Origin of the sequence: Pseudomonas sp. MS19, assembly GCF_013277615.1 — a bacterium.
GTDB classification, from domain to species: domain Bacteria; phylum Pseudomonadota; class Gammaproteobacteria; order Pseudomonadales; family Pseudomonadaceae; genus Aquipseudomonas; species Aquipseudomonas marincola.
This window is the reverse complement of the sequence record NZ_VBTO01000008.1, coordinates 1-24983: the sequence shown is the minus strand read 5'-3', so window position 1 is coordinate 24983 and position 24983 is coordinate 1. Positions and strand designations below refer to the sequence as shown.

General features: G+C 56.6%; 18 protein-coding genes. 13 read left to right on the top strand and 5 right to left on the bottom strand.

The genetic code is table 11. From position 1 onward, the window contains the following. The first annotated feature begins 151 nt into the window (after positions 1-151). On the top strand, positions 152-1588 hold the full coding sequence (locus FEZ62_RS07335; protein WP_172927288.1) for a mannose-1-phosphate guanylyltransferase/mannose-6-phosphate isomerase: 1437 nt from the start codon (positions 152-154) through the stop codon (positions 1586-1588). Between the two features lie 220 nt (positions 1589-1808). Here FEZ62_RS07335 and FEZ62_RS07330 read toward each other — a convergent pair whose 3' ends face one another. Next, complete coding sequence (locus FEZ62_RS07330) at positions 1809-2024, bottom strand: DUF1127 domain-containing protein (protein WP_069900827.1); 216 nt, start codon at positions 2022-2024, stop codon at positions 1809-1811. A gap of 612 nt (positions 2025-2636) precedes the next feature. Here FEZ62_RS07330 and FEZ62_RS07325 point away from each other — a divergent pair. Beyond that, the gene (locus tag FEZ62_RS07325; protein WP_069900825.1) at positions 2637-3191 is read left to right on the top strand and encodes a cytochrome P460 family protein; all 555 of its coding nucleotides are present in this window, start codon (positions 2637-2639) and stop codon (positions 3189-3191) included. Positions 3192-3270: 79 nt separating this feature from the next. On the opposite strand, the gene FEZ62_RS07320 is transcribed toward FEZ62_RS07325, so the two are convergent. The 4 genes from FEZ62_RS07320 to FEZ62_RS07305 form a co-directional block, all read right to left on the bottom strand. Beyond that, a complete protein-coding gene (locus FEZ62_RS07320; RefSeq protein WP_172927287.1) occupies positions 3271-4707 on the bottom strand; it encodes an NAD(P)(+) transhydrogenase (Re/Si-specific) subunit beta in 1437 nt (478 codons plus the stop codon). A gap of 2 nt (positions 4708-4709) precedes the next feature. Continuing rightward, positions 4710-5027 (bottom strand): NAD(P) transhydrogenase subunit alpha, encoded by a 318-nt coding sequence (locus FEZ62_RS07315; RefSeq protein ID WP_069900821.1) that lies wholly within the window; start codon positions 5025-5027, stop codon positions 4710-4712. A gap of 12 nt (positions 5028-5039) precedes the next feature. Further along, complete coding sequence (locus FEZ62_RS07310) at positions 5040-6161, bottom strand: Re/Si-specific NAD(P)(+) transhydrogenase subunit alpha (RefSeq protein ID WP_069900819.1); 1122 nt, start codon at positions 6159-6161, stop codon at positions 5040-5042. A 533-nt stretch (positions 6162-6694) separates the two neighbouring features. Then, entirely contained in the window at positions 6695-7603 is a 909-nt protein-coding gene (locus FEZ62_RS07305; RefSeq protein WP_172927286.1) for a LysR family transcriptional regulator, read from the bottom strand. 448 nt (positions 7604-8051) lie between these two features. Here FEZ62_RS07305 and FEZ62_RS07300 point away from each other — a divergent pair, with 448 nt between their 5' ends. From FEZ62_RS07300 to pelG, 11 genes are all read left to right on the top strand, one after another. Further along, positions 8052-8711 (top strand): histidine phosphatase family protein, encoded by a 660-nt coding sequence (locus FEZ62_RS07300; protein WP_172927285.1) that lies wholly within the window; start codon positions 8052-8054, stop codon positions 8709-8711. Positions 8712-8755: 44 nt separating this feature from the next. Then, entirely contained in the window at positions 8756-9604 is an 849-nt protein-coding gene (locus tag FEZ62_RS07295) for a phosphatase PAP2 family protein (protein WP_172927284.1), read from the top strand. A gap of 159 nt (positions 9605-9763) precedes the next feature. After that, a complete protein-coding gene (locus tag FEZ62_RS07290) occupies positions 9764-10942 on the top strand; it encodes an acyl-CoA dehydrogenase (RefSeq protein ID WP_069900811.1) in 1179 nt (392 codons plus the stop codon). A gap of 93 nt (positions 10943-11035) precedes the next feature. Further along, entirely contained in the window at positions 11036-12259 is a 1224-nt protein-coding gene (locus FEZ62_RS07285) for a CaiB/BaiF CoA-transferase family protein (protein WP_172927283.1), read from the top strand. A gap of 305 nt (positions 12260-12564) precedes the next feature. Further along, positions 12565-15300 (top strand): bifunctional glycoside hydrolase 114/ polysaccharide deacetylase family protein, encoded by a 2736-nt coding sequence (locus FEZ62_RS07280; RefSeq protein ID WP_345940435.1) that lies wholly within the window; start codon positions 12565-12567, stop codon positions 15298-15300. After that, entirely contained in the window at positions 15278-18889 is a 3612-nt protein-coding gene (locus FEZ62_RS07275; RefSeq protein ID WP_172927281.1) for a tetratricopeptide repeat protein, read from the top strand. The genes FEZ62_RS07280 and FEZ62_RS07275 overlap by 23 nt, the downstream gene beginning before the upstream one ends. Before the next feature lie 27 nt (positions 18890-18916). Beyond that, positions 18917-19435 carry a penicillin-binding protein activator LpoB gene (locus FEZ62_RS07270; protein ID WP_069900805.1) on the top strand — a complete coding sequence of 173 codons (519 nt, stop codon included), beginning with the start codon at positions 18917-18919 and terminating at the stop codon, positions 19433-19435. Next, on the top strand, positions 19435-20811 hold the full coding sequence (locus FEZ62_RS07265; protein WP_172927280.1) for a PelD GGDEF domain-containing protein: 1377 nt from the start codon (positions 19435-19437) through the stop codon (positions 20809-20811). The genes FEZ62_RS07270 and FEZ62_RS07265 overlap by 1 nt, the downstream gene beginning before the upstream one ends. Beyond that, the gene (locus tag FEZ62_RS07260) at positions 20789-21778 is read left to right on the top strand and encodes a HEAT repeat domain-containing protein (RefSeq protein WP_172927279.1); all 990 of its coding nucleotides are present in this window, start codon (positions 20789-20791) and stop codon (positions 21776-21778) included. Before FEZ62_RS07265 ends, FEZ62_RS07260 begins: the two co-directional genes overlap by 23 nt. Next, a complete protein-coding gene (pelF, locus tag FEZ62_RS07255) occupies positions 21775-23304 on the top strand; it encodes a GT4 family glycosyltransferase PelF (protein ID WP_172927278.1) in 1530 nt (509 codons plus the stop codon). The genes FEZ62_RS07260 and pelF overlap by 4 nt, the downstream gene beginning before the upstream one ends. 1 nt (position 23305) lies before the next feature. After that, entirely contained in the window at positions 23306-24676 is a 1371-nt protein-coding gene (pelG, locus tag FEZ62_RS07250) for an exopolysaccharide Pel transporter PelG (RefSeq protein ID WP_172927277.1), read from the top strand. The last annotated feature ends 307 nt before the right edge of the window (positions 24677-24983 follow it).

The following is a 24983-nucleotide window of genomic DNA, read 5'->3' as shown; positions in this document are numbered from 1 at the left end:
ACTCTACACATAAAATTTCAGCCAGCGACTGGGATTAGTCTGGAAAATGTGACAAAAGTTGCGCCGCGTCTTCATCATGTTATGAGGGGCTGGCCAAATCGGCCCGAATGCGCGTGTTGATTGGCCAATATAGGCTGCGAGGAGAGTTTAGATGTTGGTCCCTGTTGTGCTTTCCGGTGGCGCTGGTACGCGGTTATGGCCAGTGTCCAGAGCGGGCCAGCCCAAGCCGTTCATGACCTTGCCGGATGGCGAGTCGCTGTTGCAAAAGACTTATCGCCGCGCAGCCGGGCTGGCAGGCAGCGGCGAGATCGTGACGGTGACGCATCGCGATTACTACTTTCAGAGCCGCGACCATTGGCACGCGGCCTTGGGCATCGGGCAACCAGCGCATTTCATTCTTGAACCCTGTTCACGCAACACCGCCCCCGCGATTGCTGCGGCGGCGTTGGCCATTGCTTCGCGCCACGGTGATCAGTCCATTGTTTTGATTATGCCCGCCGATCACCTGATCGCAGACGCGGAGGCGTTTGAGCGGGCGGTAACGCAGGCCCGCAATCTGGCTGAGCAGGGTTATCTGGTGACCTTTGGCCTCGAGCCGCAATCCGCCGAAACCGGCTTTGGCTACATTCAGGCCGCTGCAGGGTTGGGCGGGCAGGGTTGGGCGATGGTTCGCCGGTTTGTTGAAAAGCCCGACCGTGTCACCGCTCAGGCATTTGTCAGCAGCGGGGAATACCTTTGGAACTGCGGCATTTTCTGCGCCACAGTCAGCACCCTGCTAAGCGAGCTGCAAGTTCATGCGCCAGAACTGCTGGCTGAAGTTAAGCGCTGCGTAGACCTGAGCCCTGCATTGGCCGCCCCTGCGCTGGTGCAGCAAGAGCTGAACGGCGCGCATTTTAGCCAGTGTGCAGATATCTCGATTGATTACGCCTTGCTTGAACAAAGCACAAAAGTCGTGGTGGTGCGTGCCAGTTTTGACTGGAGTGATATCGGCTCATGGCCGGCGGTGGCGGCACTGATGCCGCCCGATAGGGCCAATAATCGGGTGCTCGGTGATGTGCTGCTGGTCGATAGCCAGCGCAATTTAGTGCATGGTGATTCGCGGCTGATCGCCACGCTGGGCGTTGAGGACCTGCTTATTGTCGACACCGCCGATGCTGTGCTGGTCGCGCATGCAAACCGAGCACAGGATGTGCGGGTGTTGGTCGATCAGCTCAAGGCCACGGCGCATGAAGCGCACCTGATCCACCGCACGGTGCAGCGGCCGTGGGGTAATTACACGGTGCTTGAGCAGGGCCAGGGCTTCAAGATCAAGCGGGTGGTGGTGCGCCCCGGCGCGGCTCTTTCGTTGCAGTCGCACCGGTTACGCAGTGAGCATTGGGTCGTGGTGCAAGGGCAGGCGCGGGTAATCAGCGGTGATACCGAATGTGTGCTGGAGCGGAATCAGTCGACCTATATTGCCGCCGGCCAGCGCCATCGTCTGGCTAATCCGGGGGAGTCGGATCTGGTGCTGATCGAGGTGCAGAGCGGTGATTATCTGGAAGAGGACGACATTGTTCGCTACGACGACGATTACGGTCGCGACGCTTGAGCGGCTAGCTGGATGACTGGTTTAAGCGGCGCCACTGAGCGTGCTGTATAGGCGCCATACCGCGTTGGGCGTGGCTGCTCAGATAGGTTTGGATGATGCGCTGAAGCTGTACGGGTTCGCCGGCCCTGAAATGCAAAAAGCCCCGTTGTGCTTGGCACTGGCGGGGCTTTTTTGTCATGCGAATCTAGCGGCTATTGGGCCAGTCGATTCGGCGTTCGGCTTAACGCCAGAACGGCTTGCTCAGCTCGCTCATGCGCTGCGCTTCGCTGATACCTGCGTCTGCCAGCAGGCGGGAGTCAAGGTGAGCCAGTTGACGGCGGCTGGCCAAACGGCGCTGCCAGAGAACCAGAGTCGATGCCAGGCGTAGCGGCAGCGATGCAGTAGCTTTAGATGAAGACTCAGCAAAAACCAGATCGGAACTAAGGGTACGTTCCATGTTGATATCCTTCCGCTTGTGGCGGCGTTGGAGTGACTAATTAGGGTGAATTAATTATCGCCAAATACAGTGATACGCAGTAGTCACAGCTGCGCTCAATTACTATTTAGATAGCTAGCTTGCTTTGTAACTGTATCTGCCATTTTTGACTCAACTGTACTGCCTGTAAGTTAAAGGTCTGTTTAATTCTAAATTAGCGAGATTTATCACTGCTGCTGAGCAAGGTGGTAGTGACTTGCTATAGGTACAGTTGCAAATTGATCGAGATTATAACTTGACCGCTAATTCAATTTTTTGCCTTCGATTTCCCACTTGTCCACGCCCAGTTTGGCAGCAGAATTTTGTGCCAAGCGAAAGGTTGGTCTTGCTGTAATGAATTGCCATGGACGGGCTCTATAGCCACTCTGAGTCAGTAATTCCTATAGGCTGCGGGAGCCCGAAAGCCTCGTACGGCGGGATGGGTAACGCTGTATTTGGCCGCGCCAGATGCTAGGGTCCGCCCGGCGGATTGTTCACTGCGTTGCGGCTGGTATCAGGGAGCTAGGCCACGTGCCATGGCGTGTTGCGGGTGCAATCCCAGCAGGACGCGTCATTTATTAAGGAGTGATAACCGTGAAAATTACAAATACGCTGACAAGTGCTTTGATCATCGCCTCATGTGCAGCTTTGCCTCTGGCGGCCCAAGCTGAAACGGGCTTCTCGAATAGCGTCGACGCCAAGGGCAACATCAGTTTGCCGGCTGATTTCCGCGCAACCATGGTCCATCTAGGCTCTTGGTATGTGCCTGAAGGCGGCGCCAGTGGTTTCCATGATGTTTATCTGGAGCCGGATGCCGTGGGTGCTTTCCGCAAGACCGGCAAGTTCCCGGATGGCGCGGTCATGATCAAAGAGTTGCGCCACGGCAAAGAAGGCGACTACACCACTGGTAAGGGTGTGAAGTACGCGGGTGATGTAAAACAAACCTTCGTAATGGTGAAAGACAGCACCAATCGCTTTGCTGAGAAGAACCCGATGTGGGGCGAAGGTTGGGGTTGGGCTTTGTTCAAAGGCGATAATGCCAAGAACGTTGCAACCGACTACAAGAAGGATTGCCTTGGCTGCCACGTACCCGCCAAGAAGAATGACTGGGTCTACACAGAAGCGTATCCAACGCTGACCGCCAAGTAGTCAATCGCGCCACGCACGCGATAAAAAAATGCCCAGCCCGATCACTCGGGCTGGGCATTTTTATTTGGCCTGGCTGCGATTACTCGACAGCTTTAACCATGTCTTCAATGACTTTCTTGGCATCGCCGAAGACCATCATGGTCTTGTCGAGGTAGAACAGTTCATTGTCGAGGCCGGCATAGCCGCTGGCCATCGAGCGCTTGTTGACGATGACGGTCTTGGCTTTGTAAGCCTCAAGAATCGGCATGCCAGCGATTGGCGACTTGGGATCGTTCTTCGCGGCCGGGTTAACCACGTCGTTCGCGCCCAGTACCAGCACCACGTCGGTCTGACCGAACTCGGAGTTGATGTCTTCCATCTCGAACACTTGCTCGTAAGGCACTTCGGCCTCAGCCAGCAATACGTTCATGTGGCCAGGCATACGACCGGCAACCGGGTGAATCGCGTACTTAACGGTAACACCGCGATGCGTCAGCTTCTCGGCCAGTTCCATCAGTGCGTGCTGGGCACGGGCTACAGCCAGACCGTAACCGGGCACGATAACCACGGTGTCGGCGTTGGTCAGCAGGAAGGCGGCATCGTCGCTGGAACCTGATTTAACCGGACGCTGTTCTTTGCTGCCCGTGGCAGGGCCGGCATCTGCTTCGGCGCCGAAGCCACCGAGGATCACGTTGAAGAACGAACGGTTCATCGCCTTGCACATGATGTAAGACAGAATCGCGCCGCTCGAACCCACCAGCGAACCGGCGATGATCAGCATCGAGTTGTTCAGCGAGAAACCGATACCTGCAGCCGCCCAACCGGAATAGCTGTTAAGCATCGACACTACAACCGGCATGTCTGCACCGCCGATCGGGATGATGATCAGCACGCCGATGACGAAGGCGAGGATCAGCAGCAGGGTGAACGCGGTGATGCTACCGGTGAAGGTGAAGTACAGGCCCAGCACCAGAATCGCGATACCCACGGCGAGGTTGATCTTGTGCTGACCGGCAAACGATACAGGCGCGCCCTGGAACAGGCGGAACTTGTACTTGCCCGACAGCTTACCGAAGGCGATGACCGAACCGGAGAAGGTCACAGCACCAATCGCAGCGCCGAGGAACAACTCCAGACGGTTGCCCGCCGGAATCGCGTCACCCAGTGCCGCCACGATGCCCAGTGACTGCGGCTCGGCGACAGCGGCGATAGCGATGAATACCGCGGCCAGACCGATCATGCTGTGCATGAAGGCAACCAGCTCAGGCATCTTGGTCATTTCAACGCGTTTGGCCATGATCGAGCCGGCAGTACCGCCAGTCAGCAAGCCAAGGATTACCCAGCCAATGCCTGGCGATGTGGCTTCGGCGCTGAGTTTGTACATCAGGCCGATGGTGGTGACGATGGCCAGGCCCATACCGATCATGCCGAACAGGTTGCCACGGCGTGAAGTGGTTGGGTGCGACAGGCCTTTAAGGGCCTGAATGAAGCAGATCGAGGCCACTAAGTAGAGAACAGTGATGAGGTTCATGCTCATGATCAGTGCTTCTCCGTCGGCGCTGCTTTAGGCGCCTTTTTCTTGAACATTTCGAGCATGCGTCGGGTGACCAAAAAGCCACCGAAAACGTTAACCGCTGCCAGTGCAACGGCCAGTGTGCCCATGATCTTGCCGAACGTGGTGACGGTCAGCGCTGCTGCGAGCATGGCGCCGACAATCACGATCGCCGAAATGGCGTTGGTTACAGCCATCAGCGGCGTGTGCAGGGCCGGGGTGACGTTCCAGACCACGTGGTAACCGACATAAATTGCCAGTACAAAGATGATCAGGTTGTAGATACCGTCGGAAATCATATCCATGTCTCTACTCCTTTAGCCGTTGCTGCGGACAACTTCACCGTCGCGGCACATCAGGCACGCGGCGACGATATCGTCTTCGAGGTTGACGTTGAACTGGCCATCTTTGTCGATGACAAGCTTGAGGAAATCGAGCAGGTTGCGTGCATACAGGGCCGAAGCATCGGCTGGCACCAGTGCCGCCAGATTGCTGTGGCCGACGATGGTCACTCCATGCTTGACCACAACCTTTTCGGCTTCAGTCAGCGGGCAATTGCCGCCCTGAGCAGCTGCCAGATCGATAACCACGGAGCCCGGCTTCATTTCCTGCACGGTCGCTTCATGCAGCAGCGTCGGTGCCTTGCGGCCCGGAATCAGTGCTGTGGTGATGACGATGTCTGCCAGTTTGGCTTTTTCGTGCACGGCCTTGGCCTGGCGCTCCATCCACGAGGCCGGCATCGGGCGGGCGTAACCGCCAACGCCTTGAGCCGCGTCGCGCTCTTCATCAGTCTCGAACGGCACGTCGACGAACTTGGCCCCCAGCGACTCGATCTGCTCCTTAACGGCAGGGCGCACATCGGAAGCTTCAATCACCGCACCCAGACGCTTGGCGGTCGCAATGGCCTGCAGGCCAGCAACACCAGCACCGAGAATCAGAATACGCGCGGCCTTAACGGTCCCCGCAGCAGTCATCAGCATCGGCATGAAGCGTGGATAATGGTGAGCAGCCAGCAGCACAGCTTTATAGCCGGCAATGTTGGCTTGCGAGGAGAGCACGTCGAGGCTCTGCGCGCGCGAGGTGCGCGGGGCAGCTTCGAGTGCGAAAGCGGTAATGCCGCGAGCGTTCATCAGGGCAATGGTTTCGTTGCTGAACGGGTTGAGCATGCCAACCAGTACAGCGCCGGAATTCATCTGCGCTAATTCTGCTTCAGACGGAGCGACGACCTTGAGCACCAGTTCGGCACCAAATGCAGCGCTGGCGCTGCCAATAGTCGCGCCTGCTGCTGCAAACGCCTCGTCGGTAATGCTGGCTGTAATGCCGGCACCGCTTTCAACTGTCACCTGATGGCCTTGGCCAACCAGCTTCTTGATGGTTTCGGGAGTCGCCGCAACGCGCGTCTCGCCGTCATGGGTTTCGAGAGGAACACCGATGTGCACTTCAAATCTCCTGCGTGATCTTTTTTTGTGAACCGACACACTACGGGTGGCGTGTTGGCAGAGGGGGATCAGCACACTCCCGCAACAGCATTACTGTTATTAAGGCGGGGGCGGCATTTTGCAGGTGAAGCGCGAGGGCATCAACAATTTCTGGAGTAAAACATTGCGATAACTACAAGTCACAGTGTGACTATAAGCTTATAATTTTTGGTTAAGCTATTGAAAAAATTGGGGTTTATACGGGTTTAGAGGTTTTTGTCGAGTGTTTTCCCGGGGGTGAAAATGTTTAGGAAAAATAATGTCGCATAAACAACAGAGTAGGCGTGGAGATGGCGGCCTGTGGCCTTCCGATGCACTTAAGTGTTCAATAAATTAAACAGTTCTTTGGGCTGGAAGGTAGCGCTTTGTAGCGATTTATAATTCTGACTACGGGGTCAGTAATAAGCGCTAAGCCTTTATTTATAATGGAAACAGGCGATTCGTCTCTGCTGCTTTTCAGCGCCGGCAGATCGAGTTAGTTTGCAGGGTGTCATTTATTTTAGTCCATTGGCGTCGGCATAGAGCTCCGCTTCCCGGATTAACCAGTCGCGAAAGGCCAGCAGCGCTGATGATTCGACCCGGCGCTCAGGGATCATCAGATGATAGGCCTTGTCGCTCCGGTAACCGTGCGGTGATGCAATGACCAGGCGACCTTCGCTCAATTCGCGCTCAATTAAAAATGGCGGAATCAGGGCGATGCCCATCTGGTGCATGGCAGCCTGAGCGAGCATCGAAAATAGCTCGTAGCGTGGGCCGCTCATGTCGCGCGCAATGTTCAGGCCTTGTGCGTTAAACCACTGGCGCCAGCCGTAGGGGCGCGTGGTTTGTTGGAGCAGTGGCAACTCGGCAACGGCTTGCGGGGTCAGTTGCGCTGCGCCGGCGAGCAAGGCCGGGCTGCACACCGGCATCGGGTTCTCGCGCATCAGGGCATGTGCGCTGGTGCCAGACCACACACCATCGCCAAAGTAGACGGCTGCATCGAAGTCGGTGTCAGCGAACAGGAATGGCCGGGTGCGGTTGGTCAGGTTTACCGTGACTTGCGGGTGCAGGTTCTGGAAATCCTTGAGGCGTGGCAGTAGCCACTGTGTGCCGAACGTCGGAACAACCGCCAGTTCTATAGTCATGGCGCCCTGTTGCCCGATAACCGCCAGCGTGTCGCGCTCGACGGCATCCAGTTGGCTGGCAATCCGGCGTGAGTAGGACACTCCCGCTTCGGTGAGCACAACGCCCCGACGCGAGCGGCGGAACAGTTTGACATTAAGAAACTCTTCAAGCCCGGCGATCTGCCTGCAGATGGCGCTCTGGGTCAGTGCGAGTTCTTCTGCCGCTTTGGTGAAACTTTGGTGGCGCGCAGCCGATTCGAAAGCGATCAGGGCAGTGGTGCTGGGTATTTTTCGGCGCATGGTGGGCTGTGTCTTGGTTGGCTACCTGCTGACTATGATCAGGGCGTCGCTGTGCTTTGGCCAGTTATTCCTTTCTTGCCCAGGTTACAGCGCTCGTGTGTCGGCGCGCTGGCTCATGCCTGCCTTAATGCGTGACGGATGAACGACTATCCAGTTGGAGGCTTTTGTGTGCGCATCTACGGCATTGCTGAACATGACCCTGCACGGCTGCGTGCACGCCTTGACGCAATTTTTGGACGTATTTTTCACAAGTTATTCATGTCGGCCCAGACAAGATGCGCTGCATTAATTCATCCGTGTAACGCTGTAAGGCCAGCCTTAAGTCAGGCTTTTGCAGTTGATAAGGCGTTACCAGCTTCGAGTCGCCTGGCCTTTTCGGTGAGCAAACCGGTTAGGCCAAGTGGCTTGGCAGCGATTGATGAGTGCTCAGGCGCTCTGGAGTGGGCTGATGTTGAAAGTAGATGCCTATGCAACACCTGCGAAGCTGCCGCGTCAGCTTCAGGTCGGGGCAATTGTGGCGCTATTTATCGCCGCATTTTTTGCGGTTTACGCAATGCTCAAGGTGCCGCAGGTGCCTGAGCTGGCCAGCGCGGGTGCGCAAACGACTGCCGATATGCTGGCGCAGTGGAAGCAGGGTCACGTGATTGTGTTGGTTCGTCATGTTGAGCGTTGTGACCATTCGAGCGCGCCTTGTCTTGATCGTCCCGACGGCATTACCGCGCGAGCTAAAGAGGTTGCCCAATCGATTGGCCAGAGTTTTATGCGCCTCGGCGTGACTAACTCGGACATCTACACCAGCCCGCTAACCCGCACCGAGCAAACAGCCGGCTTCATGTTCAACAAGGCCGTGGCCAGCCAGAGCTGGCTGGCGGAATGTCGCAACGGCATGCTCGAAAATGCGCTTAAACATAAGGTGCGCCAACGCAATCTGGTTCTGGTGACTCACAGTGAGTGTTTTGACCAGATGGAAAAAGAACTGGGTGTGCATTCCCCGCTAACTCCGGCGTACGGCTCAGTATTGATGATTGCGTCCGGGGAAGTGGATGGCGCTGCCCATATTCTTGGCTCGGTCAACGAGCAGCAATGGTCGAAAGTACTGGCTAATTAATCCGGCAGAGCCCCTGCCTGCATTGACTCACGACAGGTTTATTCATGCCCACTTCGTCATCGCGCACCTTGTATCTGTTCAATGTCTGGCTACCGCTGCTTTGCGCTGTGGCCATTTTCGTCATCTTCGACATGACCAACATAGACGTGGCCATCAGCAACTGGTTTTACGACCCGGCAACTCACTCATTTGTGTTGCAGCACAGTGTGCTGTTTGAAAAAGCCACGCATAAATGGCCGCGGATTATCCCGAACTGGACCGGTGAGTTTGCGATTATCGGCAGCCTGCTCTCGTTTGTGTGGCCACTGTTGAGCAAGGGCCAGCACCCAAAAATGCTCGGCACCTTGCAGCGTTTCAAGCTGGCCGGGCCTTTGCGCTGGTTTGCCGAGCACCGCCGCGACCTGCTGTTCATTGTTGTGTCATTTGCCATCACGACGGGTTTTATCCATTACTTCAAAAGCCACACGAGTATTTATTGCCCCGTCGAGACCACGTTGTATGGCGGGCTGCAGGCAAAAATGGAGTGGTATGAAAACTTCACGCTGCTGAGCAAGGCGGGTGACGGTCGCTGCTGGCCGGGCGGCCATGCATCGGGCGGCTTCACCATGCTCGCGCTGTACTTTGTGGCGCGCCGCTATCGCTGGCAGCATGCGTACAAGTTACTCGGTGCGATCATGCTGCTCGGCTTCATCTTTGGCACAACCCGGGTTTTCCAGGGCTGGCATTACATGTCCCATACTTTCTGGTCGGGCGTTGTCGTGTGGTTCTCTATGCTGCTGACCGCGCTGACGTTCTATGGTCGCGAGGCTTTGCAGCAGCCACTGTTGGGTGCCGATAAAGTCCCCGTGGCTTCGCGTGAAGCATCACCAGAGGCGTTGCCAGCAAACTCGTGAATCAGCGGTCTTAATCTTTCGGAGTGAGTATTTCGCACAAGTTAGTGCGAAATACTCGTTTGCTTCAACCTGTCTGCGCGCCTAGGATCACTCCACAAGATTAATACGTGGAGTACTGGCGCCGGCCTGTTGCTCCCTTGCTCAACTGAGGATTTCGCGATGGCCAAGGCAAGCTTTAACTGGATTGATCCCCTGCTGCTCGATCAGCAATTGACTGAAGAAGAGCGCATGGTGCGTGACAGCGCCCAGCAGTTTGCCAATGACAAGTTGGCCCCGCGTGTTCTTGAAGCCTTCCGTAACGAGCAGACTGACCCGGCGATTTTCCGTGAGATGGGTGAAACCGGTCTGCTCGGCGCGACTATTCCCGAAGCCTACGGCGGCAGTGGCCTGAACTACGTGAGCTACGGCCTGATTGCGCGGGAAGTTGAGCGTATCGACTCCGGTTATCGCTCGATGATGAGTGTGCAGTCGTCGCTGGTCATGGTGCCGATCTACGAGTTCGGCAACGAAGAAACCCGTCAGAAATACCTGCCAAAGCTGGCCAGTGGCGAGTACATCGGCTGCTTTGGCCTCACTGAGCCCAACCACGGCTCCGACCCTGGCGCGATGGTCACCCGGGCGCGTGCAGTGGACGGTGGCTACCGCCTGACCGGCAGCAAGATGTGGATCACCAACAGCCCGATTGCGGATGTATTTGTGGTCTGGGCCAAAGATGATGCCGGCGAAATCCGCGGTTTCGTTCTTGAGAAAGGTTGGGAAGGCCTGAGCACGCCGGCGATTCACGGCAAAGTAGGCTTGCGCGCCTCGATCACCGGCGAAATCGTCATGGACAACGTGTTCGTGCCAGAAATTAACGCCTTCCCGGACGTGCGTGGCCTCAAGGGTCCGTTCACTTGCCTCAATTCTGCGCGCTATGGCATCAGCTGGGGCGCGCTGGGCGCAGCCGAGTTCTGCTGGCACACCGCTCGCCAGTACACGCTGGATCGTCAGCAGTTTGGTCGCCCGCTGGCGGCAACTCAGCTGGTACAGAAAAAACTCGCAGACATGCAGACTGAAATCACCATGGCTCTGCAGGGTTGCCTGCGCCTGGGTCGTATGAAGGATGAAGGGACTGCGGCCGTTGAGATTACCTCGATCATGAAGCGCAACAGCTGCGGTAAGGCGCTGGACATCGCCCGCGTCGCCCGTGACATGCTCGGTGGCAATGGCATTTCGGACGAGTTCGGGGTGGCCCGCCATCTGGTCAATCTGGAAGTGGTGAATACCTACGAAGGTACGCATGACGTCCATGCGCTGATTCTTGGTCGCGCACAAACCGGTATTCAGGCGTTCTTCTAAGCCTTCGTGGCGGGTGGTGAATCATTGATTCCTCACCCGCTCAGGTTGCTTCGCGGTAAAAATCCCCTTCTCGTTAATAAGGAAGTCATTGCGATGTCTGGCGCTCTGTCTCATCTGCGTGTGCTTGATCTTTCTCGTGTGCTGGCTGGTCCATGGGCCGCGCAGATCCTGGCGGATCTGGGTGCAGAGGTGATAAAGGTGGAGCGCCCATCGGTGGGTGATGACACGCGTCACTGGGGCCCGCCGTTTCTCCGCGATGCGCAGGGCGAGAACACCCGCGAGTCAGCCTATTTCTTGAGCGCCAACCGTAACAAGCAATCGGTGACCATCGACTTCACTCAGGCAGCCGGGCAGAAACTGGTGCGCGAGTTAGCTACCAAGTCCGACATTCTTATCGAGAATTTCAAGGTTGGCGGTCTGGCCGCTTATGGGCTGGATTATGAGTCGCTGCGAGCGCTCAACCCACGGTTGATCTATTGCTCGATTACCGGCTTCGGCCAGACCGGCCCGTATGCTAAACGCGCCGGTTATGACTTCATGATTCAAGGCTTGGGCGGGCTTATGAGCCTGACCGGGCGAGCCGAAGGCGAAGAGGGCGCAGGCCCGGTGAAAGTGGGCGTTGCGCTCACCGACATCATGACCGGTCTGTATAGCTCATCTGCCATTCTCGCGGCGCTGGCGCACCGTGATCAGAGCGGTGAAGGGCAATACATCGACATGGCGCTGCTTGATGTACAAGTGGCGTGCCTGGCGAATCAGGCCATGAACTATCTGACCACGGGCACTGCGCCTCGTCGCCTCGGCAATGCGCACCCGAATATTGTGCCGTATCAGGATTTTCCGACCGCAGATGGCGACTTTATTCTGACCGTGGGCAATGACAGTCAATTTCGCAAGTTTTGCGAGGTCGCCGGCTTTCGGGAGTGGGCCGACGATCCGCGTTTTATTAGCAATCAGGCGCGCGTTGCCAACCGTGCCGCGCTGATTCCGTTAATTCGCCAGGCCACGGTGTTCAAAACCACGGCGCAATGGATTGCCGAGTTGGAGCAGGCGGGTGTGCCTTGTGGGCCAATTAATGATCTGCAGCAGGTGTTTGCGGATGAGCAAGTGGTTGCCCGCGGCTTGCGCGTGGATATTGCGCACTCTTTGGGCGGCACGGCGCCATCTGTGGCCAGCCCGATTCGGCTGTCTGCAAGCCCGGTGCAGTACCGCAATGCGCCGCCTTTATTGGGCGAGCATACGGATGAAGTGCTGCAAAACTGGTTAAGCTTGAGCGCTGAAGAGATCGCCGAATTGCGCGAAGGGCGGGTGCTCTAACTCAAATACGAGCGGCTCTATGGCGCGCGTTTTCGGAGGTGTCAGATTAATTACCTGATGCCAAATTAATGGCGCCTATGAATATTCGAGATATCCAGATAATTATTAATAATTTAATTTCACGCCTACGCAAATACTTACTATTCTGACTACTTGGTCGTCAGAATAACCCTACAGGGCTGTGGATGTTTAGGTATTGCTGTATTCGGTCCTTCGTGATCTTCACCGCTTCATTTCTCTCCTCATTGGTCCATATTCCGCTTACTTTAATCAGTAAGAGACGGCACCTTTTGGCATGCTGCTGCGTGCTGTTTACCGGCAGCGCGCTGGCTCAGCCGCAGGCACCGAAGAGCGTGGTGTTCTGGTACGCCGACTCGCCGCCACTGGCCGAACTCGCTCAGTTCGATTGGAGCGTAGTCGAGCCGGCACACTTGACCAGTGCCGATGTCAAATATTTGCGTGACCAAGGTTCACAGCCTTTTGCTTACCTTTCTGTTGGCGAATTCGATGGCGATCTCGATAAGCCAGAAAATAAAAGCCTGCAAAATGGCGCCAGTCCTACGCGCAACGAGGCGTGGGAAAGCCAGGTTATGCGGCTCAGCTCTGATGTTTGGCAGCGCCACCTGTTGGCCCGGGCCAAGGCCCTGAAAGCACAGGGTTACAGCGGTCTGTTTCTCGACACCCTCGATAGCTTCCAGTTGCTGCCCAAAGATCAGCAAGAAGCTGAGCGTATTGCCTTGCGCGACTTCCTCAAGCAGTTGGCCAGGCAAGAGCCCGATCTCAAATTGTTCTTCAACCGCGGCTTCGAAGTCTTGCCGGAGCTACCAGGTGTTGCAGCCGCTGTAGCGGTCGAATCCATCCATGCTGGTTGGAACCCGGACAAACGCACTTACCGTGAAGTGCCGGCCAGTGACCGTGAATGGCTGGAGGGACATCTCAAGCCGCTGCGTGAACAAGGCATCCCGCTTGTCGCGATCGATTACCTGCCTGCCGAACGCCGCGATGAGGCGCGCAAGCTCGCGGCCAAGTTGCAACGTGAAGGCTTTATCCCGTTCGTGACAATGCCGGACCTGAATTATCTGGGCATCAGTTCAATTGAGGTGACATCCAGGCGTATCGCCCTAATTTATGACTTACGCGAAGGCATGCTCTATCAGTCGACCGGTTTCAACATTCTCGGCGGCCTCCTTGAATACATGGGCTACCGGGTTGACTACATCCCGGCCGATGAGTTGCCTGAAGTGCCTGCCGCCGGCCTCTATGCCGGCGTTATTACCTGGATGAACACCGGGCCACCGGTGAACTCCAGCGTATTCAACAAGTGGATCAATCAGCGCCTTGATGAACATGTGCCGTTGGCTTTTATGCAGGGCTTGCCCATTGGCGACCCGCAGCTTTTGCGTCGTCTGGGTATGCAGTTAAGCAACGAGGTTATCAGCAAGAGCGCGACGCTTGGCAGTTATGACAAAACCTTGCTTGGCAGCTTTGAAGCGCCGGTGAAAATGCGCACGCGTGAATTGGCTTCAATCAGTGTTCTGGAGGATGGCCCCAAGCCAGCGCTGACCGTGCACGACCAGGACAATCAATACAACCCGGTCGCTCTCGGCGATTGGGGCGGCATTGCACTGAGCCCCTTCGTATTCGAGGCGATTCCGGATCAGAAGCGTTGGATTATTGATCCTTTCAAATTCGTCCAGCGCACCTTGAAGCTGCAAACCCTGCCGCGCCCTGATGTGACCACCGAGAACGGTCGTCGCGTGGCAACCGTGCATATCGACGGTGATGGTTTCGTCTCGCGTGCAGAGGTGCCGGGCAGCCCGTATTCCGGTGAGGAAGTGCTCAAGTCGTTTATCCAGCCTCATCCTTTTTTGACCTCGGTTTCGGTCATTGAAGGGGAAGTTGGTCCGAAAGGCATGTACCCGTTCTTGTCTGCCCAATTAGAGCCGATTGCGCGCAAGATTTTTGCCGAAGACAAAGTCGAGGTCGCCACTCACACCTTTAGTCACCCGTTTTTCTGGCGGCCGGATGATGCGCGCAACAGCGAAAAGTTCGATCCTGAATACGGCTTCATGATGGCCATTCCCGGCTACAAGAAAATTGACTTCAAGCGCGAAGTAATCGGCTCTACCGACTACATCAACGAGCGCCTGACCACGCCTGAAAAGCCGGTGAAAATGATTTTCTGGTCGGGTGATGCAATCCCCGATGCCGCCACCGTCAAGCTGGCCTACGACAAAGGACTGGCCAACGTTAACGGCGGCAACACGGCGCTGACCAATGCCTTCCCTTCGCTGACCAACTTGTCGCCGCTGATCAAGCCAAGTGCGGGCGGCGTGCAGTACTACGCGCCGGTAATCAACGAGAACATCTACACCAACCTCTGGCACGGTCCTTATTACGGTTTCCGCGATGTGCTGCAGACTTATGCGTTAACTGATAAGCCACGTCGCTTGCGCGGCCTGCATCTGTATTACCACTTCTATTCAGGCACCAAGCAGGCCTCAATTAAAGTGATGAACAAGATTTATCGCTCGATGCAGGACGAGCATCCGATTTCGCTGTGGATGAGTGATTACATTCCGCGCATGCATGGTCTGTATGAAACCAGCATGGCGCAGCGCGCCGATGGCAGTTGGCAATTTCGTGGGCTGGATAAATTGCGCACCGTGCGCATTGATCCCTCAATGGGCTGGCCAGACCTCACCCGCTCCAAGGGTGTAGCGGGCGTGCGGGATCTGCCGCAGGGGCGTTATGTGCATTTCAGCAGCGAATTTCCGTTGCTGGCGCTGCGTGATAAGCGTGACCCGCGCCCCTCCCTTGAAGAGGCAAATATTCCGTTGACCGGCTGGACTTACCAGGACGATCAGCGCGTACGCATTTCCTTTTCTGGAGAATTCCCCTTGCAGTTCAGCGTCCGCGCCAAGGGCGCCTGTACGCTGGATGTCGCGGGCAAAAAGCACGCAGCCAAGTCAGTTAATGGCCTTTGGCAGTTCAATCTCGATCAAAAACAGGTGAAAGATGCGCAACTCACCTGTCGCTAATAAGACCCGGTTGCTGAGCCCCTGGATTCTGCTACTGATTGTCGTCGTAGTCGGCGCGTTATTGGTCGTCAGTTTTTCCGGTAAAGACGCCTTCTTGCCCGATGACGGCAAGCCCGACGCTGTTTCGGTGAACTACGCCGAGCTGTTGCTAAAGGCAGATCCGACCAATCAGGCGCTTCGCGAAAAACTCATCGGCCAACTGATCGAGCTTGGTAATTACGACGCTGCACGCCGGCATATTCAAGAGTTGCCGCAGTCCAGTGATGGCCTTAAAGATTTCCTCGCGCTTGAGCTCGACACGTTGCAAGCGTTGTCTTTGAGCGGCGGTGTTCCGGCCAAGACTGGCGCCGAACTGGTTGCACGCATGCAGGCGCTGTCACTCGACAGCCTTACCCCAGAGCAACTCCGGCGTGAAGCTACATATGCCCTCGCGCTAGGCGCACCGGTTGTTGCCGCGCCGATCTATGAAGTGTTGGCAGCGCGTGAGCCCGAGAAAAAGACCGAGTGGCTGACCGAGGCGGCCAAATGGCACATGGCGGCGTCTGAGTCCGAGCGCGCTGCGCTGATCTATCAACAATTGCTGGCAGATGAGCAGGTTGCCGAAAAGCGTCTCGATTTGATTCAGCAAGCGGTTATGGCCCTGCGCGGAGCGGGCCGGGAAAGTCAGGCAGCAGAGTTTCTGGCTGAGCATTTGTCTGAGCTCAGCGGCGATGACTCGATCCTGCTGGATGAAGGCTTCCATGCCGCGCTGGGCAGCAATCGTTACGATCTGGCCGAGAAGTTTGTTCAGCTCTGGCGCGAGCAACAACCGCAAGACATGCAGGCCATCAAGGCCGAGTTCGATCTGCGCATGGCCTCGGGCGATATTGTGGCGGCGTGGCCGTTAGGCAATATGCTGGTGGATAACGACCCGGAAAACCCGGAGCTGCTGCGCACCATGGGCATGCTGGGTGAATGGGTTGGTCAATCAGTCGAGGCGCTGGACTATTGGGAGCGCTTGCTCGCTATGGAAGAAGACCCCGTTATTCGCGAGCACTCATGGCGTCTGGCGGCGCAGTTGTTCGAATTTGAACGGGCTATTCCCTTGTTGGTAACGCTCAGCGAGATGCGTCAACTGACGACGGAAGAGCTAGACGCTCTCGTCTACAGCTACGAGTCGCTGGGTGAGCCCGAAGAAGAGGAACAATGGCTGCGCAACTACCTCAAGGCGCAGCCGAATCAGCAGTTGGCATGGGTGCGTTTGCAGCAATTGCTTGAGCGTACTCAGCAATTCCAGGCAGAAACCGAGGCGTGGGCGCAGCTCGACAAGCGCTTTGGTTTGTCCCCGGCCGACCGTGTTAGCTGGGCGCAAACACACTGGAAGCTGTTTGACGAAGATGCCGCCTGGCGCGTGATGGCTGCCAAAAACGCTAATGCCGAGAAGATCACTGATCCCGAGTACTGGCGTGTTCGGGCGGAGCTTGCCTGGATTACCGAAAACGATCAGGACACCCAGGATTCTTACGAGCGTCTGCTGGCATTGGGTTCGCCACTCTACAGCTCTGACCGCGAACAACTGCTGACCATTTATCAGACCTCGAACCCGCAAAAGGCTTTGGCATTGCTGGTTGAATTCTGGAATGCCCGGCACAAACCGGATCGTCTGGTCAGTGCGCTGGATCTGGCTGAAAAACTAGGTGACTGGGAACAATACGCAGCGTTGGTTGAGGGCGCACAGAAAATTCCGGGCACCGAGAAGTTGCCGGTTCTCTGGAACGCACGGGCGGTGCTAGCTATGCGTGCAGGCGATATTGCTGCTGCAGAGCGCATCTACGCGCAGGCGCTCAGTCGCTTCCCGGAACAGAACATTTACCGTGAGCAACTGATGTGGCTCTACATCGAGCAGGGCCGGCGCGAAGACATTCAGCAGTCGTTGGCCAAGTGGCAAATGATTGCCCGCGCCGATGGCATCATGTGGCTGCCATTCGCCAGTGCCAACTTGATGCTCAACCGTAACGAACGGGCGCTGGGTTGGTTGAAGCTGTACCTGCAAGGTAACCCGAACGACCTTCTGGCTAATGCCACCTACGCCGATGCCCTTGACTCGGCGGGTTATAAGGACGCATCGCTGCGATTGCGCACCCGCTTGCTCAAGCAATTGCAGGAACAACCCCTGCCAGCAGATCCGGAAACCCTGCGCACCTACCTTCGCCTGTTGAGCAGTTCCCAGTCTCCGGGCGCGGCCAGTTTGCAGGCGGCTCAAGGGCGCGGCGACTCTAAAGCCATGCTGCAAATCTGGTACGAGTACTTCACCGCACAGCTGAGTGCTAACGGCCAGGCCGATATCGCTTCGAACTGGGCCGGCTGGGCGCGGGGCCAGGGCTTGCAGATCGAGCGTTATGAGCAATTGGCACAAACGCTGCGTACGGTTAATCGTCCAATGTTGCAGACCGAGCTGGACAAGGGCGGGCTCGACCCATTACAGCAGGTTGAAGTCCTCGCAGCGCTGGGCGAAGAAGGCCGGGCTAATGCATTCGCGCTCAGCCATATCTCTGATGTATACCCGCAAGATATCAGTCATCAGCTCAGGGCTACAGCGACCAGCATGCTGGAGCGCACGCCGCAGGGCGCACAACTGGGCTGGAAAAGCGAGGACTTCGGTGGGTTGAAATTTGAGGGCGCGCGCGGCGCCATTGCGCGCAATCTCAATGATGACTGGTACGCGCGGCTGGATATGGCAGAGGGCCGATATGACTCCTCAAGCCTCGATTCCAGTGTGATCGGTACTGAGCGCAACGCTGAATTGTCGCTACAGCGCACGCTGCGTGATGGTTTGCTGGGTATCACCTCCGACAACAGCTGGCGTGATGACGAAGACCGCTTCGGTTTTGGTCTATTTCGCACCCTGCAGCTGACATCGCGTGATGTGCTGCGCGTCGATCTCGATTATCACCGCGAAGCGGATGAAACAGGGCTGCTCCGGGCGCTGGGCATGCGTGATGGTTTGACCATTGGCGGCCAGCACAGCCTGACGGCGCGTGACCAGCTCTCCTGGTCGATTGGCCAGCAGCATTATCAGACCCGTCAGGGCGATGACATCGGCCGGGGCCAGAACTACAACCTTGAACTGAACCATGCGTTGTTCTTCGAGGGGCCGGCCTGGTTTATTCGTGGCGGCGTGACGTATCAGCGCAACAATCTGGAAGACAGCCTGCCGGATGATCTGCTGGTGCGCAAAGAGGTGGTCAACGACAACGGTGATGACTTCTTCATTCCGCTTGGCGGCGCTTTGGCGGTTGATGACGCAACGCCGGAGACCTTACTTGAAGAACGCTACGGCCAACTTTATCTGGGGACTAGCTGGCAGCGGGGCTTGCCCGGTTCATTGAACCGCAGCCACCCACAATTCACCTGGTTTGTTGATCTGCAGGCCGGTTGGCAATGGGTCGAGCAAGACATCAACTACGCCGTTAGCACCGGCGTCGGTGTTGAAGTGCTGGGCGATGATGAGCTGGCATTTTCCATGGGCTATCAGTCGGCACCGCAAAACGGCAATGGCGAGCCGGGCGGTACGGCAGCAATTACTTACAGCTCCCGCTTTGGGCGCTGAACAACGATTTAAATGGAGGAACTGACAATGTTGAGTATTCGTAAGCTGGCTTTGTTGGCTGTGGTTGTAGCTGTCTCGGGCTGTTCGAGTTTCACCAGCCCAGATGGCCAGGTGTTCCCGCGCGCGGCTCAGTGGGGCGTGCTGCCAATGGTCAACTATTCGCAGACTCCGCAAGCCGGTCAGCGCAGTGAGCAAATTTTGCTCAGCGTGCTGTCGGAAGAGGGCTTGCATCCGCGCCTTTATCCGGCAGGTGTGCAAAGCGAGCTGCCGCTGTTGGATGACCGCGCCCGACTGGACGAAGCCCTCAACTGGGCACGTAAAGAAGGCCTGGATTATGTCATCAGCGGCAGTGTTGAAGAATGGCAGTACAAGAGCGGCCTGGACGGCGAGCCAGCGGTCGGCTTGAGCCTGCAGGTGTTGGAGCCGGCAACAGGGCGTGTGCTCTGGAGCAACAGTGGCGCTCGCGCGGGTTGGTCACGCGAGAGTCTGTCCGGTACCACGCAGAAAGTACTCCGCGAATTGGTCGGCGAATTGCAGGTTGAATAATGGCAACTGAGTCTGCTCACAAGGACTTTGTCCTGGCGCCGCGCGCCAGTGGTCAGGTCTCCTGGATTGAAACCATTTTGCTCAGCGTGGTCGTTATCGCGCTGGGCTATTGGTTGTCACCCGCCGATCCGCTGCTGGTATACGGCACGTTCCCATGGCTGATTCTTGCCCCGTTGCTGCTGGCTGTGCGCTACGGCTTCATGCGCGGGTTGATCAGTGCGCTGATTCTGGTTGCTGCGCTGTTTGCATACCGGGCCAGTGGCTTGGGCCTGTATGCCGAGCTGCCGGCGCCCTTTGTGGTGGGCGTGATGATCAGCACGATGCTGATTGGTGAGTTTCGTGACATCTGGGAGCGGCGCGTAGAGCGTCTCGATCTGGCTAACGAATACCGTCAGCTGCGCCTTGATGAGTTCACGCGGGCGCACTACATCCTGCGCATTTCCCATGACCGTCTCGAGAAGCGCGTTGCGGGCAATGATCAGAGTTTGCGCAGTTCCTTGCTGGGTTTGCGCGCCAAGATGCGCGATTTGCCTCGCGGTGAAGCCGCTATTTCGGTGCTCTCCGAGTCGATTCTTACGCTACTCGCGCAATATGGCTCATTCCGGGTCGCCAGCCTGCATAAGGTCAACGCCGATCACTCAGTGGTGCTTGAACCTTTGAGCAGCATGGGCGAAGTGCGCCCGATGCCGGCAGATGATTTGCTGGTGCGCCAGTGTTTGAAACAAGGGCAGTTGGTCAGTGTCCGCGAGGAATTGATGGAGCGCGGCGAGAATCGCAAGTTTTCCCAATACCAGGTGTGTGTACCGCTGAAAGACACCGAGGATCGGATTGTCGCCCTGTTGGCGGTCGAGCAGATGCCGTTCTTCGCCTTCACGCAGCGGGTTCTGAGCCTGCTGATGATCCTGTGCGGGCACATTGCCGACTTGCTGCAGACCGATCAGCAGACCCTGCAACTTGCCGACATGGATGCGCAGGATTTCAGCAAGCAGCTAAAGCGTTCTCTCAATGACGCAGTCGAGCATGATCTGGAAGCGCACATGTTCGCCATAGAGGCCAGCCCCGGTGAGCACCGTGATGCTTTGCTACGTCTGGTCGAAGACAGTCGCCGTGGTCTCGATGTGCAATTGCGGGTGGATAACGAGCACGGCAATCCCTGTGTTTTGGTGCTGTTGCCGCTGACTTCGGCTGATGGCGGGCAGGGTTATCTGACGCGTCTCAACGGCATCATTCACGAGCGTTTTGGTCTGGATCAGAGTTTCGAGTCGCTAGGTATAAACATCCGCGAGTTCGACATCAGCGGCCAAGGTGGTCGCGAGAGCTTGCGGCGTTTCCTGTTCAACGAGTGTGCGATCAATGATCAGCAAGTGGCTATTTAGCGGGGCGGTATTATTTGAGGTCAGCAGCTTTGCCGCTTTCCTCGATAAGTTATCAATAGTTGAGGCCACCCTGCTGTATATCTCAGCGCATGGAGCGGCTAGCGCGCTGCTGAGTGCCGGTGTCTGGTTGTTGTTGCCTACCCGTTACAAATTTCCATTGCCGTGGAGCCCGTTGGTGCTCTTCAGCTTGTCTTTCTTTATGCCGATTCTCGGAACGCTGGGCGTAGTGCTGGCAGTGTTCCCGGCGTTGTATCTGCCGCGTCGGCAAAAAGAGTCGGTATGGCGCTCAATGGGTGTGCCGGAATTGCCATTCCGGGCTCAGGAGGCAAGCGGCGAGTTGATGTTCAACGATGGCGGCTTGCAGGATGTACTGCGTCATGCGCCGAACCCGGAGCGCCGCACCATGGCGCTGATGGCGACACGGCGAATGAATGGCAAGGACTCCATCCCGATTCTCAAACTGGCCCTGCGCGATCCATCTGATGATGTGCGCTTGCTGGCCTATTCGATGCTTGATCAGCAGGAAAGTCAGATCAACCAGCGAATCGAGAAGACCCTTGCGCAACTGCAGGCGGCGCCCGAGCAGCAGCATGGTCCCTTACATTCGACGCTGGCCCGCTGGTACTGGGAACTCGCCTATATGGGATTGGCGCAAGGCAGTGTACTGGAGCATGTACTGAGCCAGGCGCGTGAGCATGTGGAGTTGGCCTTTGCTCAGGGTGTGGGTGATGACGCGCATCTCTTGGCGGCTCGTATTGCCATGGAGCAGGGTTTTCTGGATGAGGCGGTCAGTCATTTGCTGACAGCCAAGGCAGCGGGTCTGGCGCAGGAAAAGATTGCACCGTACAAGGCAGAGATTGCGTTTCAGCAAGGTCGCTACACCGATATTCCTATGTACCTTTCCCAGCTTTCGGCCGAAACCCTGAAGCGTCCACCGTTTGCCGAGCTGGCGAGATACTGGTTATGAAGTTCAAAGCGCAAGACACTGCGCCGATTGCTGATGTATGCCTGTTGCTTGAAGGGACCTGGCCTTATGTTCGCGGCGGTGTTTCCAGCTGGGTTAATCAACTGATCCTCGGGCTACCCGAACTGACGTTCTCGGTTTTCTTCATCGGCGGGCAGAAAAGTGCCTATCCCAAGCGTCAATATGCGATCCCGCCCAATGTTGTGCACATCGAAGAACACTTCCTTGAGAGCTCATGGACCGCTGGGCGAGCAGTCATGTCGGCCAAGCGTGAAGGGCCCAGGGATGAGATCAATGCACTGCACGAGTTCTTCCATCATCCCGGCACGCCATTGCCTGAAGACGGTGCGCGCGTGCTGGATATCCTCGCTGCAGGCAGCGTGACACTCGATGACGTTCTGCACAGCCGCGCCAGCTGGGAGGCTGTGACCGATGGTTATACCCATCACTGCAGCGACCCCTCTTTCGTCAATTACTTCTGGACCGTGCGCACCATGCAGGCGCCGTTGATGATGCTCTGCGAGGCCGCCATGCGCATGCCGCGTGCGCGTGCCTTGCACTCGATCTCAACCGGATACGCCGGCTTGCTGGGAAGCATTCTGCAGGCCCGTTGGAACTGCGCCTATTTACTGAGTGAACACGGCATATACACCAAGGAGCGCAAGATCGATCTGGCGCAGGCCAACTGGATCTCCGAAAGTCCTGATGAAGCGCTGAAAACCGGCATCAATTCGGATGTGAACTATGTCCGGCGCTTGTGGATTCGCTTCTTTGAGCGCATTGGTTTGTTGGCCTACCGTTCGGCGAATCCAATAACGGCCTTGTATGACGGTAACCGTCAGCGTCAGGTTGCCGATGGTGCGGACTTTGCGCGCACGCTGGTAATCCCCAATGGGATTGCCATGGACGTTTGGGCCAGCTCGATCGAGCAACGGCCAGCCGGTATTCCCTTGACGGTGGGCTTGGTTGGCCGTGTTGTGCCCATCAAGGACGTAAAAACCTTTATCCGCGCTATGCGCGGTGTTATCAGTGCGATCCCTGAAGCCGAAGGCTGGATTGTCGGCCCAGAGGAAGAAGATCCGGATTACGCCAGCGAATGCCACAGCCTCGTGGTGAGTCTGGGGCTGCAAGACAAGGTCAAGTTTCTCGGTTACCAGAACATCCGCGAACTGTTACCCAATCTCGGCATGATGGTGCTGACCTCTATCAGTGAAGCGCAGCCGCTGGTGATTCTCGAGGCGTGGGCGGCAGGCACGCCGGTGGTGAGCAGCGATGTGGGCTCGTGTCGCGAGTTGATCGAAGGTGCTGCGGGGGAAGACCGGGCGCTTGGTTTTGCGGGGGAAGTGGTCGCCATTGCCGATCCTCAAGCGACATCGCAGGCCATTGTCGGCCTGTTGAGCGACTCTCAACGTTGGCATGCAGCTCAAGCCGTCGGCCTCAAGCGGGTTAACACCTATTACACCGAGACCTTGATGCTGCAGCGCTACCGCAATCTTTACCTTGAAGCTATTGCCAAGGAGGCACAATAAGATGGCTGGCATTGGCTTTGAACTGCGCAAGATTCTTTCGCGCGACTCCTACACCTCGACCTTACGCGCCTATGTATACGCCGGGCTGATCGGCTCCGGCCCCTGGGTGCTGTCGATTCTCAGTGTGATGATGATCGGCGTGCTGAGTATTGGCATCGTTGTGCCGGAGTTGCTCATTCGTCAGTTCCTGATCACCATCACCTACTTGATGGCTAGCTCGCTGATTATTACCGGCGGCATCCAGTTGATGTTTACCCGCTTTATATCGGATCAGTTGTTCAAGAAAGCCAATGACACGATCTTGCCCAATCTGGTGGGCATGTTGTTGGTGACTACTGTCATTGCAGGGCTGCTGGCCTTTGTGCTGATGGCAACGCTATTCGATGCTTCGTTCACCTATCGCTTGCTGGTCGTCTCGATTTTCGTGGTGCTGTGCAATCTCTGGTTGGTTATTACCTTCCTCTCGGGCATGAAGGCTTATAACCGCATCCTGATGGTCATGGTGCTGGGTTATTCGTTAATGCTGGTGTGCGCTGTACTACTGCGCTTCCTGAAAACCGAAGGCCTGTTGCTGGCGTTCCTTATTGGTCACGCCAGTTTGTTGTTCATGTACCTGTTCGACATCCTGCGCGAGTATCCGTCCAAGCAGCTGGTTGCCTTCGACTTCGTCAAGCGCGGACGGGTGTTCTATAGCCTCTTCATTACCGGCTTCTGCTACAACCTTGGTGTGTGGATCGACAAGTTCATCTTCTGGTACACGCCCAGCACGTCCAGCCAGGTCATTGGGCCTATGCGTGCCTCTCTCTTATATGACTTGCCAATCTTTCTGGCGTACCTGGCCATTATTCCGGGCATGGCCGTGTTCCTGGTGCGTATCGAAACCGATTTTGCCGAATGGAACGAGCGCCTGTACTCGGCGATTCGTGGGGGTGAAACCCTGCAGCACGTGGCTCAGTTAAAAGAGCAGATGGTCTTGTCTATCCGTCAGGGCCTGCTCGAAATCTGCAAGGTCCAGGGTGTGACCATTACGCTGTTGTTCCTGTTGGCGCCACAGCTGCTCGAGTGGCTGGGCATGTCCAGCCACTATTTGCCGCTGTTTTACGTGGACGTGGTGGGCGTGAGTATTCAGGTGGTGTTCATGGCGCTGCTTAACGTCTTCTTCTACCTGGACAAGCGCGCCATAGTGCTTGAGCTGTGCATCCTGTTCGTGGTGATGAACGCAGCACTGACATTGTTAAGCATCTATATGGGGCCAAGCTTCTTCGGCTACGGCTTTACCTTGTCGCTGCTGGTATGCGTACTGCTGGCGCTGGGGCGGCTATCCAGCTCGTTGGACGACCTTGAGTATGAAACCTTCATGCTTAGTCGTTAGGTGGGTTGCACCTGGCATAACCACTATTTGAAACAAATCCGCAATAAACCCTTGACGGCAAAACTGAGGTGCCTATAATGCGCACCTCTTCCGGCGTCGACCTCTCGGAAAACTTCTTATAAAACAAGAAGTTGGCTTAAAAAGAGGGGTTGCAAAACAGCGAAGGCTGTGTAGAATGCGCCGGGCTCTGAAGGGTGGTTTAAAGCCTTTTAGAGTGATCGCCACGGTGATCGAAAGCGGTAAAAAACGAGGTGTTGACAGCGAGTTTGAACGCTGTAGAATGCGCCTCCCGCTGACGATAAGCTGG